Annotated in this window: 15 protein-coding genes; 13 read left to right on the top strand and 2 right to left on the bottom strand. The window is 43.2% G+C overall.

Features of this window, described 5'->3' with window-relative positions; translation table 11 throughout:
- From AB4Z08_RS32810 to AB4Z08_RS32760, 11 genes are all read left to right on the top strand, one after another.
- The coding region (locus AB4Z08_RS32810) for an amino acid adenylation domain-containing protein (protein ID WP_441578018.1) at window positions 1–2364 on the top strand (2364 nt) is incomplete at its 5' end.
- Between the two features lie 17 nt (window positions 2365–2381).
- Window positions 2382–3725 (top strand): aminotransferase family protein, encoded by a 1344-nt coding sequence (locus AB4Z08_RS32805; RefSeq protein ID WP_441578017.1) that lies wholly within the window; start codon window positions 2382–2384, stop codon window positions 3723–3725.
- 33 nt (window positions 3726–3758) lie between these two features.
- Window positions 3759–5417 (top strand): cyclic peptide export ABC transporter, encoded by a 1659-nt coding sequence (locus AB4Z08_RS32800; RefSeq protein ID WP_441578016.1) that lies wholly within the window; start codon window positions 3759–3761, stop codon window positions 5415–5417.
- Window positions 5417–6124, top strand: coding sequence for a thioesterase II family protein (locus AB4Z08_RS32795; protein WP_441578015.1), 708 nt, complete (start codon window positions 5417–5419; stop codon window positions 6122–6124). Before AB4Z08_RS32800 ends, AB4Z08_RS32795 begins: the two co-directional genes overlap by 1 nt.
- A gap of 43 nt (window positions 6125–6167) precedes the next feature.
- Window positions 6168–8594: a penicillin acylase family protein gene (locus tag AB4Z08_RS32790; protein ID WP_441578014.1), complete on the top strand. Its 2427-nt coding sequence runs from the start codon at window positions 6168–6170 to the stop codon at window positions 8592–8594.
- Between the two features lie 10 nt (window positions 8595–8604).
- Window positions 8605–8976: a hypothetical protein gene (locus tag AB4Z08_RS32785; protein WP_441578013.1), complete on the top strand. Its 372-nt coding sequence runs from the start codon at window positions 8605–8607 to the stop codon at window positions 8974–8976.
- A 27-nt stretch (window positions 8977–9003) separates the two neighbouring features.
- The gene (locus AB4Z08_RS32780; protein ID WP_441578012.1) at window positions 9004–10641 is read left to right on the top strand and encodes an MBL fold metallo-hydrolase; all 1638 of its coding nucleotides are present in this window, start codon (window positions 9004–9006) and stop codon (window positions 10639–10641) included.
- A 63-nt stretch (window positions 10642–10704) separates the two neighbouring features.
- On the top strand, window positions 10705–11103 hold the full coding sequence (locus AB4Z08_RS32775) for a BlaI/MecI/CopY family transcriptional regulator (RefSeq protein WP_441578011.1): 399 nt from the start codon (window positions 10705–10707) through the stop codon (window positions 11101–11103).
- A gap of 6 nt (window positions 11104–11109) precedes the next feature.
- Window positions 11110–12423, top strand: coding sequence for a M56 family metallopeptidase (locus tag AB4Z08_RS32770; RefSeq protein WP_441578010.1), 1314 nt, complete (start codon window positions 11110–11112; stop codon window positions 12421–12423).
- 51 nt (window positions 12424–12474) lie between these two features.
- On the top strand, window positions 12475–14928 hold the full coding sequence (locus AB4Z08_RS32765) for an outer membrane beta-barrel protein (RefSeq protein WP_441578009.1): 2454 nt from the start codon (window positions 12475–12477) through the stop codon (window positions 14926–14928).
- A 102-nt stretch (window positions 14929–15030) separates the two neighbouring features.
- Window positions 15031–15270, top strand: coding sequence for a hypothetical protein (locus tag AB4Z08_RS32760; protein ID WP_441578008.1), 240 nt, complete (start codon window positions 15031–15033; stop codon window positions 15268–15270).
- A 230-nt stretch (window positions 15271–15500) separates the two neighbouring features.
- Here the strand turns inward: AB4Z08_RS32760 and AB4Z08_RS32755 are convergent, their stop codons facing one another.
- Together AB4Z08_RS32755 and AB4Z08_RS32750 are read right to left on the bottom strand one after the other, a co-directional pair.
- Window positions 15501–16013: a hypothetical protein gene (locus AB4Z08_RS32755; RefSeq protein WP_441578007.1), complete on the bottom strand. Its 513-nt coding sequence runs from the start codon at window positions 16011–16013 to the stop codon at window positions 15501–15503.
- An 18-nt stretch (window positions 16014–16031) separates the two neighbouring features.
- A complete protein-coding gene (locus AB4Z08_RS32750; protein WP_441578006.1) occupies window positions 16032–17429 on the bottom strand; it encodes a hypothetical protein in 1398 nt (465 codons plus the stop codon).
- An 835-nt stretch (window positions 17430–18264) separates the two neighbouring features.
- Here AB4Z08_RS32750 and AB4Z08_RS32745 point away from each other — a divergent pair.
- Window positions 18265–18579 (top strand): hypothetical protein, encoded by a 315-nt coding sequence (locus AB4Z08_RS32745; protein ID WP_441578005.1) that lies wholly within the window; start codon window positions 18265–18267, stop codon window positions 18577–18579.
- A 515-nt stretch (window positions 18580–19094) separates the two neighbouring features.
- Window positions 19095–19682, top strand: coding sequence for an RNA polymerase sigma factor (locus tag AB4Z08_RS32740; protein WP_441578004.1), 588 nt, complete (start codon window positions 19095–19097; stop codon window positions 19680–19682).
- The last annotated feature ends 41 nt before the right edge of the window (window positions 19683–19723 follow it).

Here is a 19723-nt window from a genome sequence, read left to right as displayed (position 1 = left end):
GCACTGGTGTTTGAAGGAACGGCGCTTACCTATAAAGCATTGAATGAAAGAGCCAATCAACTGGGGGATTACCTGCGGCAGCAATATCATATACAAGCCGGCGACCTGGCAGGCATACAACTGGGTCGTAGCGAACAGATGGTGATCGCTATCCTGGGAATCTTAAAATCGGGCGGCGCCTATGTGCCTGTTGATCCGGAATATCCAGCCGATCGTATCGATTATATGATAGCCGACAGCCAGTGTAAAGTAGTCATCGATGAAGAAGAGCTGCTGGCTTTCAGTAAAAACGCTGACGGATATACGAAGCAGAACCTGGCAATTGTCAGCAGGTCCGATGATCCGGCTTATGTGATTTATACTTCGGGTACCACCGGGCGTCCAAAGGGTACGCTTATCACCCACAGCAATGTGGTGCGCTTATTTAAAAACGATCAGCCCCTATTTGATTTTAATGCGTCTGATGTATGGACGCTGTTCCATTCCTATTGTTTCGATTTCTCCGTATGGGAAATGTATGGCGCTTTATTATTCGGAGGTAAACTGATCGTTGTTCCTTCCCTCACTGCCCGGGACCCACAAGCCTTTATCACCTTGCTGAACAGGGAAGGTGTAACCGTGCTGAATCAAACCCCTTCCGCTTTTTATAATATTATAAAAGAAGCAGTGGCAACCGGTGGCGCAGATTTGCAATTACGCTACGTGATATTCGGAGGGGAAGCATTAAGTCCGGGTAAATTAAAAAGCTGGAAAGCGCGGTATCCGGATACTAAACTGATAAACATGTATGGTATTACAGAAACAACAGTACATGTTACTTATAAAGAAATTACGGAAGAAGAGATCTCAAAAAATATCAGCAATATCGGCATACCTATTCCCACGCTCAGCTGTTATGTGCTGGATCAGCATCAGCAACTATTGCCGCCGGGAATACCGGGAGAACTCTATGTAGGTGGCGCCGGTGTTGCCAAAGGATACCTGAACCGGGATGACCTGAACAGACAGCGTTTTATCGAAAATCCCTTTAAGGCAGGCGAACGATTATATCGTTCCGGTGACACGGTTAAGATTTCGGCAGGATGGGAGCTGGAATACCTTGGCCGGATAGATGCACAGGTAAAAATCCGTGGCTACCGCATCGAATTGGGTGAGATAGAAAATGCCATACAGGAGCATACAGCGGTAACGGCTGCTGTGGTTATTGCCAGATCCAATGCGGAGGGAGACAAAGAACTGGTGGCCTATATAGCCGGCAGCGAAGCGTTGAACACCCCGGACATGAGGGCCTGGTTAGGCCGGCGGCTGCCGGATTATATGATACCCGGTTATTTCGTACAGCTGGATGCCCTGCCTTTAACTTCCAATGGTAAAGTGGATAAGAAGCGCCTGCCTGCCCCGGAAAGCCTGGGTATGGAAACAGGTATCGCTTACGTAATGCCACGCAATGAAACAGAAGAAAAACTGACGCTGATATGGCAGGAACTATTAGGGAAAGAGAAGATAGGGGTGAATGATAACTTCTATGAATTGGGTGGACATTCCTTTCTGATGATCCGATTGCTCAACAAAGTAAATACCACGTTTGAAAAGGCAGGTATCCGGCTCATTGACCTGATGCAACAGTCTACCATTGCGTTACTGGGAGCCCTGATAGATGCGGCAGACAGTGAGGCAGGACAACCCCGTCCTCATATCATCACATTGCGTGATGGAAATGAAACTGTCCCCACATTTATAATACCGGGTATGCCGGGAATCAGTGATGGTTACCTGGAACTGGCGCAGCAACTACCGGTGCCGGGAGCTGTTTACGGACTGCAGATGAAAGGGCTGATAGCTGCAGAAGCACCGCTGGAAAGTATTGAAGCAATGGCTGCGCATAACATTGACCTCATACGTACCATCAGGCCTTCCGGCACGATCAGGCTCTTTGCACATAGCTATGGTGGTACTGTGGTATATGAAATGTTGAAACAATTGAAAAATACCGGCATAACAGTAACGGATGTAGTATTGATAGAAAGTGTGCCGGCAGGGCAGCCTACGGGTGCCGATAAACAGGCAATAGGCCGGTTCCTGGACAATTTCTTCGACGAAAACGGACTGGCAACCGAGAAGCAGCGTTTCAGCCATTTATGGACCTTATGTGAAAAATCACTGTCTATAAAATATGATTATACGGAAAAGCTGCCCTACACAATAACTCTGATCGTAGCAGACGACCAGCGTCCCCGCATGGCTGTCCCCACTGGCTGGGAAGATCATTTCCAACAGGTAAATATAGTACATACTGCAGGCGATCATTTTTCCGTGGTAAAGGAACCTTATTGTTCCGGATGGCTGGCTAACCTCATCTATTAACTAATAAAAAAGCAACTATGAGATCACTAATTCGCTCGGCGGTGGTATGCCCTGATTATTCCAAAAACTATCCTGCTATTTCATATGGGAAAGGCATTTATTTATATGACGAATCAGGGAAGGAATATTTAGATGCTTCAAGTGGCTCCTGTGCGGTATCCAATCTGGGTTATGGCATTACGGAAATTGCAGATATTATCAGGGAGCAATCCCTGAAAGTAAGCGTGCTTCCTACACATGCTTTTAGCTCCAGGGTAGTAGCAGATTATTTTGATACCCTGGTGGATTTTGCGCCTCCTGGTTTTGAAAAAGTATGGACGGTGACAAGTGGAACAGAAGCAGTAGAAAGCGCGATCAAACTGGCGTTGCAGTATCACCGGATAAAAGGTGATGAGAAAAGGTATAAAGTAATTTCCAGGAATACTTCCTATCACGGAAACTCTGTGTTTATGCTGGATATTGGTGGTATGCCCATCAGGAAAAGGATCTATAGCCAATGGATGAATCATTTTCCTCACATTTCAGCCGCCAATATTTACCGGAAGCCGGCAGACCTGAGCGAAGCCGGATATGTTGACATGCTGGCCAGTGAATTTGAACAAACGATCCTGGAAGGAAACCCGGATACGTTTGCCGCGTTGGTGCTGGAACCCGTGGTAGGAGCCGCGATGGGTTCAGTGCCCGCACCTGCGGGATACCTGGAACGGATGTACGAAATATGCAAAAGGTATGGGTTGCTATTTATTTCAGACGAAGTGATGACCGGATTTGGGAGAATAGGCACTCGGTTCGGTATAGAGAAGTTTAATGTAATCCCTGATATTATTGCCGCAGGAAAAGGGATCAGCGGAGGCTATTTTCCACTGTCGGCCGTAATGGCATCTAAAGCAGTAATGGAGCCCTTTGTTCAGCAGAATAATTTCTTCCTGGGTGGGCATACCTACGCCTGTAACCCACTGGGGGCAGCTGTTGGCCAGTTTGTTATCTCCTACATTAAAAAAAATAACCTGGTTCAAAATGCCAATATCCAGGGAGACTACCTGAAAGAAAGAATGAAGCGCCTGTATAAATATGATATCGTGGGAGATATACGGGGAGAAGGATTGCTGCTGGGCATTGAACTGGTGGAAGATAAAGCTACCAAAAAACCATTTCCCCCTGAAATGAATATAGCCAAACGGGTCGGGGAGCTGGCGCTGGCGGAAGGCGTAGTATTATACCCGGGAAAAGGCTCCTGCGATGGCTTTACCGGGGATCATATATTATTAAGCCCTCCCTTAATTATTAATGAAGAGCAATGCAACATGATTGTGGATGTATTGGACCTCTGCATCGAAAAAGTAGTAGGCGTGGCCGTATAATACTTTTATCAACTCATACTTTAACAAAGGAATATGCAGCGTGTATTTAAATTAATATTGCCCCTGGTAGGGAAATGGAAACTATGGCTGAACGTGTTCCTGGGTATCTTTTCCGGCCTGTGCAATTTTCTGTTCATCAACCTGGTAACGAGGGTATTGGCGCAGATAGCAACCGGGCAATATACGATCATCAGCAGAGAGCTACTTATTGTTTTTTCGTTGGTCATCCTGCTTTTTATCTGGACAAGGAGAACACTTTCTCTCACCATCATACAGCTATCGCAACTACTATTCTGGAGCCTCCGCAAGCAGGTGTTGTCTTTAGTACTGAATGCAGATTATCAGCAGTTAAACAGCAGGCGAAATAAGATTTATGCAGCGATCGTGCATGATGTGAGCATATTAACACAAACTTCCCTGAGCATCATAGATTTTTTTACTGCCCTTATTTTAGTGCTTTCCTGCCTGGTGTATATGGCTTTTATTTCATGGGTGCTGTTCCTGGTTACCCTGGGAGTGGCGATAGCCGGTGTGGCCATTTATCATTTCAGCACAGGCAAAAACCTGCAGCAGTTTGCGCACGCACGCAACCTGGAGAATAAATTTCTGCAACATTTTGACACGATACTGAATGGCTTTAAGGAAATATATATGGAGCCGGGAAAAGGGAAAGCTATTTATGAAGGAAAGATCCTGGATATTGCCGATGATACTTATCAGAATAACACCATTGCATTTACAGGATTCCTCAACAACCAGATAGTAGGACGCGTATTGTTTTATATACTCGTAGCGGCTATCCTTCTTATTTTTAGCGTTTCGCTGCATATTAAGACGGACAGTATCGTGAGCTTCGTTTTTACGTTGCTTTATTTATTGGGATCCCTCGAAATGATGATGTCATTATTGCCTATCCTGGCAAGGGCTAAAGTGGCGGCCAATCACCTCATAGATTTAAAAGATGAGCTGGAAAATGCCCATTTAAATAATTCCCTGCCTGAAAAATATATCTCCAGGGCAATATTTGATCAGATAACTATCACAGACTTAAAATTCCATTACGGGGAAGAAGAGAGCGCCTTTGGCATTGGGCCGGTAAATTTCTATATCAGGAAAGGCGAGGTCGTTTTCATCTATGGCGGTAATGGCAGCGGTAAAACCACCTTTGTACATACGGTGCTGGGGTTGCATATGCCAACAGCAGGAGAAATCAGGTTAAATGATACCCTGATTAATAATGATAACTACCCGGATTACAGAACAGCATTTTCCGTTGTATTCAGTGACTTTTATTTATTTAATGAATTATATGGGGTAGAAGCCGTAGACATAGAAAAATGGGATTACTACCTCCGCTTGTTTGAACTGGATGGGAAAGTAACCCTGGAAGGAAAGCAGTTCTCCACCACCAATTTGTCGACAGGACAGCGGAAGCGGCTGGCGCTGATTGCTGTTCTTATGGAAGAAAAACCGGTGCTGATCCTGGATGAGTGGGCCGCGGATCAGGACCCTTATTTCAGAAAGAAATTTTATACAGAAATCATTCCTGCACTAAAGAAAGAGGATATCACCATTATAGCCATTACGCATGATGATAAATATTATTCCTGTGCCGATAAGCTATACAAAATGGATGGTGGCAAGCTGATAGCAGAGAATGTAAATATTCACGAATCAAGTTTTATTGCCTGATGAAAAAGCCACAATTATTCTTACTGCATTTTGCCGGAGGAAATTGTTATTCCTTCCAGGAGTTGGCATCCCTGTTAAAGGATTTTGAAGTCATTTCCCTGGAACTACCTGGCAGAGGGCGGAGAATTGGAGAAAGCCTGTTAAGGGATTTTGACCTGGCCGCACTGGACTTTTATAACCAGATCATTAAACGGGTAACAAGTCCTCATTTCCTGATTTACGGACATAGTATGGGCGCCTTCCTGGGACTTACGGTGTCGGGGATGTTGGAAAAAGCCGGCCGGCCGCCGGCTTACCTGTTTGTAAGTGGTAATGCAGGTCCGGGTGTTCAGATCAGGAAAAAAAGGTACGAGCTGGCCTCCGAAGCATTTGTACAGGAGCTGCTGGATATGGGCGGCGCTCCGGAAGAATTCATTAAGGACAAAGAGCTGTTCGATTTCTTTGAGCCTATATTAAGAGCCGATTTTGAGATAGTAGAAAAGAATGAAATAAAAATAGAACCTGCCATCAGCGCCCCGCTCTATGCTATTATGGGCAGCGAAGAAGAGTATGTAGAGCAGATCGCCAACTGGCGCCACTTTACACGGTCAAAATTCAACTGTGAAATAATGGAGGGCGGACATTTTTTTATTCATAAACATCCGGAAAAAATTGCCGGTATCATCCGGGATAGTTATCGCAACATTGCTTTGCTGCGACATTCATAGCACTCGGGCACTGTAAAAACAAGCACGCCTAAAACTGATTTTAATGAAGAAATTTAGAACAGGTTCCTTATTTCCGCTGCTGACATTAATTATTTTAATCTATGCATTGTCTGCTTCCCTATTCAATCTCCCACCATTGGGAAAACTGCTGCATCCTTTTATGGGAGCGGTGCAAAACGGGAATGACCGCCGTTTGACAGATATCCGTTTTGCGCTCGATAAAACGGGACTTTCCCATACAGTGAATATATTTTTTGATGACAGGAAAGTACCGCATATCTATGCAGACAATGCCGAAGATCTTTATTTTGCGCAGGGATATGTAACTGCTTATCTGCGTTTATGGCAGATGGATTTTATTACTTATGCAGCAGCAGGGCGTTTGTCAGAACTTTTTGCAAAAGAAGAATTCCTGGAATATGATCGTAATCAGCGGCGTATAGGGATATTGGATGCAGCCAGGAAAACGTTGGAACTGGTAGAGCAGGACCCCGAAACGGAGCATGCGCTCACGGCTTATTCCAGGGGTGTAAATGCTTATATAAAGGAGCTGAGCTACCGCCAGCTGCCGTTGGAATACAAATTGATGGATTATAGGCCGGAAGCCTGGTCTAACCTCAAAAGTGTGCTGATCTTAAAAAGCATGGCCAATTCCATGACAGGCTATGGGGAAGATCTTTTCCAATCTAAAATGATGCTGGCATTGGGAGAGGAAGACTTTAATAAATTGTTCCCGGATTTTAATACGCATAGCACGCCGGTAATGAACCTGGAAGCATCCGCCCCGCGTGCTTCCCTTCCCCGGACCCAAAAACCGGCTTACCTGGATTATTCCTTCCTGGCTTCCAATGCAGTGCTGACAGAAGATGGCTATAATCCCCGCCTGGGCAGTAACAGCTGGGCCGTTTCCGGAATGAAAACAAAATCAGGTCGGCCTATTCTCGCCAATGATCCGCATTTGGGTTTGTCATTCCCCAGCGTGTGGATGGAACTGCAGCTTTCTGCGCCAGGCATGAATGTGTATGGCGTTGCCATTCCCGGCGCACCTGCGGTCGTTATCGGGTTTAATGAAAACATTGCCTGGGGCATTACAAACGGTGCAGATGATGTAAAGGATTGGTACAAACTAAAGATATCCAGCGATTATAAAAAATATGAACTGGATGGAAAATGGTTACCGTTGACATACCGGATAGAAGAGATAAAAAGAAAAGACCAGGCGCCTTTCTATGATACCGTATACAGCTCTATTCATGGTCCTATTGTAACAAACAAAAGTTTTCCCGGGCGAAATCCTGATCTGCTGGATAATGCATTAAAATGGGAGTTGCATCATCCTTCCAATGAATTCCTCACATTTATTCAGTTAAATAAGGCCCGGAATTATGATGACTATAAAGCGGCGATCCGGCATTATGCCTGCCCGTTACAGAATTTTACCTTTGCCTGTAAAGACAATACCATCGCCATTAATCACCAGGGTAATATGGCCGTTAAATGGCCGGGGCAGGGTAAATTTATAATGGATGGTACTAAAAGCGATTTCCTCTATACCCGGTATATACCGGCAGATAGCCTGCCGCAGCTTTATAACCCTGTCAGCAATTTTGTGCTTTCCGCCAATCAGCATCCTACCAATGCCGACTATCCATATTATTATGATGGTTATTATGCGGAAACAAGAGCCAACAGGATACAGCAGTTGCTCGAAAAAAGAAATGACCTGGATATACCCGCCATGGAAGCTATACAACTGGATAATACCAACGACTTTGCCGTACAGTCGTTGCCGGTATTGATAAAAAATACCGATACAACCAGGTTAAATGCAGCACAACAAAAAATATGGCAGATGCTGATCGCCTGGAAAGGAGCTTATAATTTCAACGATGAAAATGCAAAGTTGTACGAGTTGTGGTGGAAAAATATTACGGCCTATACCTGGGATGAATTAAACGCTTATCCTTTCTATACCAGGCCGCCAGACGAATATGTATTACTGAACCTGGTTGAACAGCAGCCGGACAGTCATTTCTTTGATAAACAAGGTACCGTAAAGAAAGAGAACGCCAGTGATATTATTACCGAAGCGTTCATTGCTGCGGCCGGCGAGTACGGGCAACTGAAAGCGCAAGGCAGCATCAGGTGGGGAGACTGCAATAAAGTAAATATCATGCACCTCGCCAATCTGCCGGCACTTAGCAAAATGGGCCTGCCATCCGCCGGTCATCCCGAAGCGATCAACGCTATCTCGTCCAACTGGGGCCCATCCTGGAGAATGATTGTTCAATTGGGCGACAGGCCACAAGCCTATGGCATTTATCCGGGTGGACAATCTGGCAATGCAGGCAGCAGTAGCTACGATAATTTTACAGATGATTGGAGCAAGGGTAAATATTATCCGCTACAGTTTTTTATGTCTGTAGCAGAAGCAAAAGCGCAAACAAACACCTGTTGGACCTTAAAATAACCCGACCACCATGAAAAAAAATACCGCCGATAATATTAAGGCATGCGTTATTACCAGTGCCCTGGTGTTCCTTACCTGCATGGCAGAAAGTTTACCCTGGTGGAGCTTTGTAGTCCCGGTACTGCTGTTCGGAATAGTGACCACTTTCCTGGGATGGAAGGTGACCGGTTTCGCGGTTGGATGCATATCAGGCTTTGTGATCTGGCTGGCAGCGAATATATATTTTGATATGATCTACAACAGCGTCTTTTACAAGCTTGGCCTTTTATTATCGATGCCGAAGATAATTGTACTGCTGATAGCTGGCGTAATAGGCGGTTTGTTGACCGGACTGGCATTACACACCGGGAAAAGCATGTTTTCAGGGAACGGTACAAATTAAACTTATCACTGTTATTAATATATCATTATGAAAAAGGAATTGTTCTATCTCAAACCCAACGTGATCATCGGGCCATTAGTTGACAGATGGTATGCCTGGACACATCTTATTTCTCCTGCTACGGCAGCTATGAATGTAGTGAACCGACACCTGAAGATCATGAACTCTTATATACAGGCTCCTCAGATTCATGCAGCAGCTGTGCGTAACCCCAGGATGCTGGGAGGTCCATTTATGGATTATAACGGACAGCGGGTGGAGGAAGTGAAGCAATTGCGGGATGAAATCACGGCAAAACAAGCTAATGCCATTGCATTTGTTGCGGCCATAAAAGAATTGGATAAGCTGTTGAAAGCCCATCCTAAAGGGTTTTCGCTGGAACCTTTGTATAATAGCGTACCGGATATTTTAAAAGGCTACGTAGAACTGGTATACGATATTAATAATAATCCTTCTTTCCGCTTTTTTGAATCCCTGTTGTACAGGAGTGAATTTTATGCAAAGGCTTCACAAAGTATTGCGCTGTGGATCACCAATAATGATGAGCGTCCTTTTTGTTTAAGTACCCCACAATTAGATGAGCCGCATATTTTACACCTGGATATACCCTTTGATCATGCAGGAATAGATGCATTGAGCCGGATGAAAAGAGAAGCCGGATCCATTGATGAAATAGCCGCCATGCTGGGTGTGCAGGAAGAACACCGGCCCCTGTTTGACACCTTCTTCACCGCACAGGAACATCCCAAATACAGGAAATATGAAGGCGATAAAGCCAGGATGCGTTACTTTGGCCATGCATGTATTTTAATTGAAACAAAGGAGGTAAGCATCCTGGTAGATCCGCTGATCAGCTATTATGGCTATGAATCCAGCGTAACACATTTTTCTGATATCGATCTGCCGGACGTAATAGATTATGTGTTAATTACCCATAACCACCAGGATCATATTGTGTTTGAAACGTTACTCCCGTTAAGACATAAAATCAAAAATATTATTGTGCCGGCCACTAACAGTGGTTCGCTGCAGGACCCGAGCCTGAAGCTGACATTTGAGCATATAGGCTTTAGTAATGTGATAGAGATTGATGAACTGGAATCCATAAAGTTTGAAAACTGTACCATCACAGGTTTACCCTTCACCGGTGAGCATAGTGATCTTAATATCAGAACCAAGTCATGTTTTCATATTGCAATAGACAAATTCACTTTTCTTTTTGTGGCAGACTCGAGGGTAATGGAGGCCAGACTCTATCAGCATGTACAGCGCATGATGGGAGATGTAGATGTATTGTTCCTGGGCATGGAATGTGAAGGTGCGCCACTATCCTGGTTGTATGGCCCGCTGTTGACGGAAGACCTTGCGCGGGACAATGATCAGTCCAGGAGGCTGGCCGGCAGCGATTTTGAAAAAGGAATGCATCTTGTTGATGTCTTTCATCCCAGAGAAGTGTACGTTTATGCCATGGGGCAGGAGCCCTGGCTGGAATTTATAAGTAGTATCAAGTACACTCCGGAATCAAAACCCATTGTGCAATCAAATATGCTGGTAGCAGCCTGCATTGAACGTGGTTTGATAGCCGAAAGATTGTTTGGGGAAAAAGAACTGTTATATGAGTATGAATATCAGTCGATACCGGCAGCTAGCGGAGCTGATTACTAAAGAAGCGGGAAAATAATAGACCTGATAATTGGAACGTACGTTTTGTTTACGTACCTTCAGTACATGTTAAAAGAGAAGAAAGACAATGAAATGATTCCCACCAAAACGGAAATGGACGTGTTGCAGATCTTATGGCAGCATGGTCCTGCTACGGTGCGGTTTGTACATGATAAATTAAATGAGCAGAAGGAAGCTGTTATTTATACCTCCACCTTAAAACTGATGCAGGTAATGAAGGAAAAAGGAATGCTGGACAGAGATGAAACCAATATGAAGCATGTATACAGTGCAAAGCTGGAAGAGGCTAAAATAAAAGGTAGTTTCCTGCGCAGGTTTGTAGATAAGATGTATAACGGATCTCCCAGTAGTTTAATGATGGCGCTGCTGGGAAATGGCCATACTTCATCAACGGAATTAGAGAAGATGAAAGCGCTGCTGGATAAAATGGACAAAAAAAAATAACCGGATATGCAAACACTATGGTTAACCGCATGGACCAGCAGGGTAATACCTGCGCTTAGCTGGACTCTCATCCACTCATTATGGCAGGGATTATTGCTGGCTATTGTCAGCGGCCTGTTACTGATAATGACACGGAAGGCCAGTGCTGCGGTTAGATATACCTGGGTGTTTGTACAATTCCTGTTGTTCCTGCTCACAGTAGCAGGCACTTTTGTTTATGAATATAATCATGACGTTACTGCAGATACCCTGTTACCATTACTCCATGTCCCTGTTGGCTATGATACCGGCGGGCAGCTGATTCATACTTTCAGTAATTATTTTACAGCCAATGCACCATTGATAGTAATGATATGGCTTATTATTTTTATAGCCAGGTTGGTAAGGGTGATTGCAGCACAGGTGTATGCACGGCGTATAAGAAACTACAAGGTGTATACCCCTGCCGGGTATTGGCAGCAGCGGGTAAACGCACTTGCCAAAACGCTAAAGCTGGAGCGGGCAGTGGTATTGCTCGAATCAGGTTATGTGAAAGTACCGGTGATAGCGGGCAGTTTTAGACCTGTTATATTAATACCATTGGGATTGTTAACAGGTTTGCCCGCAGCACAGGTGGAGGCAGTGTTACTGCACGAGTTGGCACACATCCGCCGCGGAGATTATTTCGTTAATTACCTCCAGCATATAGCAGAAGCCATCTTCTTCTTCAATCCAGGCCTGTTATGGGTATCGGCTTTACTAAGGGAAGAGCGGGAAAATTGCTGTGATGATATTGCCATTGGACAAACGGGTAATAAAGAAGATTTCGTACAGGCGCTGATTAGTTTTAAAGAGCATGCCCTGTATGGATCCGCCTATGCCACAGCATTTCCAGGCAAAAAGAATCAGCTGTTGCAAAGAGTAGTCCGTATCGTTAGCAATAGAAATAAGACCCTTAGTATAACAGAAAGTATATTTTTTGCCGCAAGCATCCTGGTGCTTTCAGTAATGCTGGTAGCAGCCGTTGCCCAAACCCGGGGAACCAGACAAACAGATACTATTACGCTCATTGCGCCTGTTACAACGGATACGCTGATTGCCCCGCCGGGCACCAAACCCGTGCGTTTGGCCTCCCTTTCGCGGACGGAACAGTTTAAAAAGGAACAGGAGCAGTACCGGCAACAGCAGCGCATATACGAAGAAGAGGCAAAAAAGCAGGAGGTGCAGCGCAGCATATATGAGCAACAGGCCGGTAAGTATGCAGCACAACAACGCATCTATGAGGCGCAGGCCAGAGAATATGAAGCCAGGGCACAGGTCATAAATTATCCGCGCCCGTAATAAATACTGAACATAACAACCCTATGGATTTGATAACCAACAATGCATATTATGTATCGTAACGCCATTGTAGTAGCCCTTTTTAGCCTGGTATTTGTTTTCTTTACCCTTCCGCTTACCTCGCATGCCCAGGAGATCAGTATCAGAGGGGAGATCAGGGATGCAGGAAATAGTGCACAACACATCATAGGCGCCTCTTTAAGCCTTACCCGAAAAAGCGATTCTTCTTTGGTTAAAACAGCGGTATCCGATAACGACGGAAAATTTGAATTGATACTGGTGCCTCCTGGAAGTTACCGCCTTTCCGCTTATTTGATAGGTTTTAATACCTATGTAATAAATGACCTGGAAGTACATGCCGGAACTGGCGATGTCACCTTAGCCGAAATCAGGCTGGTGGCGGCTACCAGGGGTCTAAAAGAAGTGTCTGTAATAGGGAAGAAAGCATTGATTGAGCTGCAATCAGATAAGGTGGTGGTAAATGTAGAAGCATCTGTTACCAATGTAGGCAGTAATGCGCTGGAAGTGTTGCAAAAATCTCCGGGCGTAGCTGTTGATAAAGATGGTAATATAAGCCTGAGAGGCAAACCCGGTGTTACTGTAATGATCGATGGAAAGCCCAGCTACCTGTCCAATGCAGACCTGGCAAAGCTGTTGAGCAACATGAATGCCAGCCAGTTAAACCAGGTGGAAATCATGGCCAGCCCCGGTGCTAAATTCGATGCGGCAGGCAATGCCGGCATTATCAATATTAAAACGAAAAAGAACACCGCATATGGCTTTAATGGTGCTGTTACAGTGGGCTACGGACAAGGTAATTATTGGCGTACGGATAACTCGCTGAATCTTAATTACAGGAATAAGAAGATCAATGCCTTTCTGAATTATGGATACGGTATCAGAAATAACTTTACAGAACTGAATATCAAAAGAAAATTCTTTGAAAAGGACGGGAAGGTAAACAGCCTGTATGATCAGCCCTCTTTAATCACCTATCGCAGTACAACGAACAATCTTAAAGCCGGAATGGATTACTTTGTTTCTCCTAATACTACCATAGGCTTTGTAGCCACGGGCCGCCTGCAGCCAATGACTTCCAATAATAGCAGCAACGGACATTTTATCGCATTAAACGGTGTGGAAGATTCCACGGTTCAATCCCGGGCCACCACAAAAAATGACCTTAAAAATGGCGGCATCAACCTAAACCTGTCGCACCAGTTTGATTCTTCCAAAACATTGACAGCTGATCTCGATTATCTCCATTACCATTCTATCAGCGATCAGTTCTTCTCTAATACTACCTTTGTTGATAGAATCCCGACCGCAAAAGATGCCTTAAAAGGGAATTTGCCGGTGAATATCGATGTGTATTCAGGCAAAGCCGATTATACCCAGACTTTTCGCAATCAGCTGAAAATGGAGACCGGACTAAAGGTGAGCCAGGTGAAAACAAATAACCTGGCGGAATATCTGCACCAGTATGCAGATGGGCCGTTCTTACCCGATTACGGGATTTCCAATAATTTTTTATATGAAGAAAATATTAATGCCCTGTACCTGAATTTCAGCAAACAGGAAAAAAAGTGGAACCTGCAAGCCGGATTGCGTTTTGAAAATACAAACTATAAAGGGCATCAGTTAGGTAACCCGGTACAGGCAGATACCACCTTTACCCGTCATTACAACAATTTATTTCCCACCGTTTTTGTAGGATATAAAATTGACAACGATAATGAAGTGAGCTTTTCCTTCGGAAGACGCATAGATCGCCCTGCATATAGAACGCTGAATCCATTCCTGTACTATGTAAACAAGTATACCTATGAAGTAGGCAATCCGCTATTGCTGCCGCAGTACACCAATACCGTAAGCATAGGTTATCTGTATAAAGGGATATTCAGCGCAACACTCAGCTATGCGGAAACCAGTGACTATTCTTCGCTGATTTTCAGAACTGAGCATCAGGTGACCATATACACCCAGGATAATGTGGGACGCTTAAAGACCGTTGGTCTTTCGCTCAACGGATCATTAGCTGTAGGGGAATGGTGGAAGATTAATCTCAACGCGGACCTTGTGTATAATAAAGTAAGTGGTTTCGCAAACGGGACCAGCCTGTCAACAGATGCCTATACCGTTCAGGCGGGAGCCAACAACCAGTTTACTATAGCGAAGGGTCTGACAGCAGAACTTTCCGGCTTTTACAACAGCAAAGACGTCTCCGGACAGTTTATCACCAATGGATTTGGACAAGTTTCCCTGGGTATCGCCAAACAGGTGATGAATAATCAGGGGGCGCTTAAATTAAATGTAAGCGACCTTTTTTATTCTCAGGTAATACATGGTAGCATCCTTTATAATAATGTAGAAGAAAGTTATGTGCAAAGCTCAGACACCAGGGTGGTGAATATTTCATTCACTTATCGCTTCGGCAGAAAAGTAAACGGCGCCGCCAGAAATAAGGGAAATAGCATAGACCAGGAGCAGAAAAGAATCAATTAATAACTGCGCTATCAAAAATTGAATAACATCATCCTCCGGGAAGTCATTTCAAAAGATGTAATACCCCAAAAAAGTGTCTGACTTTTTTGGGGTATTTTTTTTGTGAATAAAGAATCAGGTAAGCTAAACCCAATCACCCGGTTTGCTGCGGCAGCCTTCAAGTTACATGATCTGAAGGCGCTTTCTGCATTTGGAGCTACCAGCAGCAGCACCCTTTTCCATTTCCCCGGAACTGATGACTGGAAAGCAGCATGGCGCAGACTGAAATATGATGTGGCAACACTTGATTATGAGCTCAATGGAGGAGCCGCAGGGCGAGTCCTTGATAAATTAAAGGAGTAGCTTCTTCATGGCTGATATGGGTGTACCGTTAAAAATCCTGTGAGCTCTTATGTCCGCTAATTTGCATGATTAATTCAACAGGTGTTCCCACCAGAAATTCAGTTGTACAAAACAAGCGGCGCCAGATATAAGAGGTTATCCATCCATATTTAAGCTTTATTTTACCAGTTGCATACCTCTTAACGATTAATTTTCACAATAGTAGCTACCTGATTTAGCTGGCCTTAATATTAGGGAATAGGTTTGCTGATAGAAATTTTTAATGGCTTAAGAAGAAATATTGGAGACTGGGGGTAGTTTTCGAACGACAGCCCATCATTGACAATATTCGCAAATTCATCAGATCGAATTTTCTCCATGCAGTCAAAATCTAAATAATATATAATAGGTACAAGAACAGCATAAGCATTGTTACCTTTTACACCAGAAAAGAGTTTTTCCCATTTTATTGACTCAAAAACCCAGAGGTTACTTAATATTTTATCTTTGAACTCCGCCGGGAAATTTTTGGAAAATATTATTTCGTTTTTCACTGCTACATTTTTATTCATTTTTCTATCAAACTTGATGATAAATGAGACAGCCGAAGATTTACATTGTGCCGAAATTTCCCTTGGAATGGTTATATTCTTAATAAATTTTTTTGTTAAAGTATCGAATTCTGCTTGAGATAAATTCTTGTTCCCCTGAGCATGTCCTTTAACAAAGGAAATTAACAATAAAAAAATAAAAACTGGTTTCATAAATGATGTTGATTGTTGTTATTTGCATTTAGTACCTGATGTCCCATTTTTAAACTTTTTGTTGGTATCAATTATTCCGTTAGCTGCAGCTGTACTATTTTTCACTAATTGAGACCAACCATATGATTCCTGCACCCCTCCCCAGGCTAGAGCTCTGGCATCATCTGTATTGATGGTAGGATACATTTCGCGTATCGCGTCTGCCATGTAGCTGATGTAATATGATCCCATCTCATTATGATCGTCTATCAATGGGTTTTTCTCCTTTATTAGAAAAATACCATGAATAATTTCGTGCAAAATTGTTGCCGCAATATACTCTTTCGATGCATTTTGAAGTTCACTTGTATTCAAGGTTACTTCAACAGTACGATAACCTCCGGAGCTGCCACCACTTCTTGTATCTGCATCTACCCCCTTGTCTAATTTTCCCTCAAGAATATCTAAATTTATAACATCCGTACTTCCGAAAAGCTTATTAAGCATTTTACTTATTGTATTTTGCAATGTTTTGGATTTCACCTCTGAAAATACAGTGTTAAAACAAGGAGTTATTAGTTTACTGGTGATATCCGAAACACTTGTAGCATTACCTGTCCCGGTTCCACCACCTGTGCCATCAGGTGGTGTTGGTGGAACATCATCCCGGATATCCACACAGTTTGTAGTATTGGAAGATTGTAATTCCCAACCACCACCAGTTCCTATGCTGCCACCACAATCCATTGCATCCGGCCCCCAGTCAGGAGAGGAGCAGGATTCCCCCATTCTTCCATAAGTAACGGCAATCCACGGACCTCGCTCGCACCAGGTAGTCCAGTAACACTCCATATCACAGACAATTCTTCCGTTTTGTAATCCACTAGCTTTGATGGGCTGTCCTTTAAAGTAGTTTATCGCGGAGATTTTTCCAGAAAGATCATCTAACAGTAGTTTTCCTGTAAAGTCAACATAATTTATCGGGTCAGATCGCTTGCTCGTTACTCGCTTATTCTGCCCCCATCCTGGATCAAAAACGTATTGGGCTTTGGCAAAAATCAGTTCATCTACCGATTTTTGTTTTACTATTATGAATTGCTCAAATCCAACAGTAGTAATTTCATATTTTCGGCTTTGATCGGCTGTACTGTTGATCCTGGGCACGAGTGGAACATAGTAGAAAATGATACTATCATTAACTTTTTTAGTTTTTATACGTTCCCAGTCCGGCTTCCAATTAATATTCAGAGAATCATTAAAACGAGTTGACAGTTTTTTGCCAAAATCGTGTTTGTCAAATTCCCCCCGGATCGCTGAAACACTTTCCGCTATCATAGGGCTTTGTGTAGATGTTTTATCTCTTTTACAAGAATAGAAAACAACAATACTTAGAAGCAATAAAAATGAGGAAACACCAATGAATTTTTTCATAATCATGATAGGGGGTTAAAAAACTTTTTCAAGTTAAAAAATATTTATGCATTAGGATTTATTAAAGAAGGATTTAATTTTTTTTTAACAATAACATATTAATGACGGGAAATAATAAAAAAGTGATCCGAAGTAGCGATATTTTTGACAGGCAGAAGCAAGTATTTTACAAAAGGGTTTAATGAATTCTCAGGAAATTCTTCATAGTCTCAGCGTTGGGCATCTTGCTTCCTACATTGGAATAACAATACAAACCCTAGCCAGGAGCGCATTGAAGACATAGATATCAGGTAAAAATACTATGCCATGAAAATTTAAGGATGGTACTATTATTACTTCTCGCATACTTCTCCGGTACTTAGGATTCGTCTATCCATTACATTCCCACTATACTTCTATTACATTCCCACTACACTCTTACTACTGTTACACTACACTCTTACTACTCTTTCACTACTCTTTCACTGCACTATGGGCCCTCCAGGTATTCCCTGACTTCTTCCCCGCTTAATCCCGAATATTTGCAAAATTCAGCTATTGAAATATACTGCCATTGAGACTTACCGAACATTTGTCTCAGTTTCTGCAGGTATATTGAGCGGAGCGTTCACTCTTGCCAAACATATTTTGAATGTCTTTGGTGTATATCACTATTCTTTTAGGTACGTTTTTCCGCATAATTCCGCAAAAAGTGGCAAAAGCAGAAGTTACATTTTCTCACACTTTCACCTGTGAATAATTTCGCATTGTACTTCGAAGTGCAGCCTATCTGATCAGATGGAAACGCTTAAAAGGCTTGGCGTTATAAATTGCCTCTCTTTAATCGAAAAAATTATAAGCTATGAGTAGACAAGATGGTTTGCTCCAGTTTAACGGAGCCATAGAAAACTTATCGTTTTACAAAACGAAAAAAGGGTACTCCGTTAGAAAAAGAAGCGGCGTATCAGGAGAACGGATCTTCAAAGATCCTGCATTGCAGCGGACCCGGGAAAATGGGCAGGAGTTTGGCCGTGGCGGTAAGGCAGGTAAATTGCCCAGGGTTGCTTTTCGCAGTATGATGAGTAGTGTAGCAGATAGCGGAGTCGCTATCCGGTTTATGAAAGCGTTTGTGAAAGTAGTAAAGGCGGATGCCACCAGCAACAGGAGGGGTGCGTAATGTCATAGATGGAGAAATTGGATTCATTGAAAAATTTGATTTCAATATGAATAGCGTGATGAATACGTCCCTCTTTGCACCCTTTACAGCCACCATTGATCGGGTAGCTGGCATAAGATAGGCGTTATACTTTTTAAGAAGTTATCAGCAAAGACGGAATCAATTGGATTTATCTTAAAATTCCTGTTCTTGTATAAAATTTCTGATTAGCGTTAATACATTCCTGGTCTATTATTGAACCTATTAACTGTATCAAGTGGATTTCAAATCTTGCGAAATAAAAAGTTAATGAAGTATTATTTTGATTATTATTAGGTAGTATGACTGTGTAAACGTTTGACGGTAGCTATTTTCCAGCTTTTTCGGAAATCTGGTGAGAAGCCTGAAGCCTGGAAATAGTATAAATCATTGAACTATGATCCGCCTGAAAAATTAAAAATGCCGCTGGTCAATTACATTTTTATAACTTGATTTTTTAATTATTTTTACGGTTCAACTAAAATCGGGGTGCAAATTTGTCGCGGAAATCTTCTAATAATGAGTATGAGCTTTTGCAGGGATTGACTACGGGCGATACGTTGCATTATTCTTATATCTTTAAAGAGTATTATAGTGCGCTTTGCCACTATGCCGAAACGATCATCGGCGAGCCTGGGCATGCAGAAGATATTGTGCAGGATGTTTTTGAAAGATTATGGCAGAAGCGATATGCCTTCGAGGACCTCCGGCATCTGAAGGATTTCCTGTATAAGGCTACACGTAATGCGGCCATCAATTTTTTGAAAGGGGCGCAGCATAGTAAGGAACGGCAGGCTAAATTTCTCCATGAGCAGGAAGATACGGCCACCGGGGAAGACCTGGACATCATCCGTATGGAGGTTTTCAGGGTGATTTACCGCGAGATCAGCAACCTGCCCGAGCAATGCGGGAAGATCGTCCGCATGAGTTACATTGAAGGATTGAAAAATGAACAGATCGCCGAAGTCCTTTCCATTTCCCTCCAAACGGTTAAAAATCAAAAAACCAGGGGCATGAAGCTGCTGAGAATGCGCCTGTCGCCGGTTGTAATTACTTTATTCCTATTGTTTTCTCCCCACTCATAATTTTTTTTCGATTCCTTTAGTACGATCGTAATACCGTGTTG

The organism is Chitinophaga sp. RAB17, assembly GCF_052114225.1.
GTDB lineage: Bacteria > Bacteroidota > Bacteroidia > Chitinophagales > Chitinophagaceae > Chitinophaga.
The sequence above is the reverse complement of the archived record's forward strand: the minus strand, read 5'-3'. Positions and strand labels throughout refer to the sequence as shown.

Excerpts from the sequence above, each read along its gene's own strand:
- AB4Z08_RS32805 (WP_441578017.1), top strand. The coding sequence starts at position 2,382 with ATGAGATCACTAATTCGCTCGGCGGTGGTATGCCCTGATTATTCCAAA.
- AB4Z08_RS32795 (WP_441578015.1), top strand. The coding sequence starts at position 5,417 with ATGAAAAAGCCACAATTATTCTTACTGCATTTTGCCGGAGGAAATTGT.
- AB4Z08_RS32745 (WP_441578005.1), top strand. The coding sequence starts at position 18,265 with ATGAGTAGACAAGATGGTTTGCTCCAGTTTAACGGAGCCATAGAAAAC.
- AB4Z08_RS32780 (WP_441578012.1), top strand. The coding sequence starts at position 9,004 with ATGAAAAAGGAATTGTTCTATCTCAAACCCAACGTGATCATCGGGCCA.
- AB4Z08_RS32785 (WP_441578013.1), top strand. The coding sequence starts at position 8,605 with ATGAAAAAAAATACCGCCGATAATATTAAGGCATGCGTTATTACCAGT.
- AB4Z08_RS32775 (WP_441578011.1), top strand. The coding sequence starts at position 10,705 with ATGTTAAAAGAGAAGAAAGACAATGAAATGATTCCCACCAAAACGGAA.
- AB4Z08_RS32790 (WP_441578014.1), top strand. The coding sequence starts at position 6,168 with ATGAAGAAATTTAGAACAGGTTCCTTATTTCCGCTGCTGACATTAATT.
- AB4Z08_RS32750 (WP_441578006.1), bottom strand. The coding sequence starts at position 17,429 with ATGATTATGAAAAAATTCATTGGTGTTTCCTCATTTTTATTGCTTCTA.
- AB4Z08_RS32770 (WP_441578010.1), top strand. The coding sequence starts at position 11,110 with ATGCAAACACTATGGTTAACCGCATGGACCAGCAGGGTAATACCTGCG.
- AB4Z08_RS32800 (WP_441578016.1), top strand. The coding sequence starts at position 3,759 with ATGCAGCGTGTATTTAAATTAATATTGCCCCTGGTAGGGAAATGGAAA.
- AB4Z08_RS32765 (WP_441578009.1), top strand. The coding sequence starts at position 12,475 with ATGTATCGTAACGCCATTGTAGTAGCCCTTTTTAGCCTGGTATTTGTT.
- AB4Z08_RS32755 (WP_441578007.1), bottom strand. The coding sequence starts at position 16,013 with ATGAAACCAGTTTTTATTTTTTTATTGTTAATTTCCTTTGTTAAAGGA.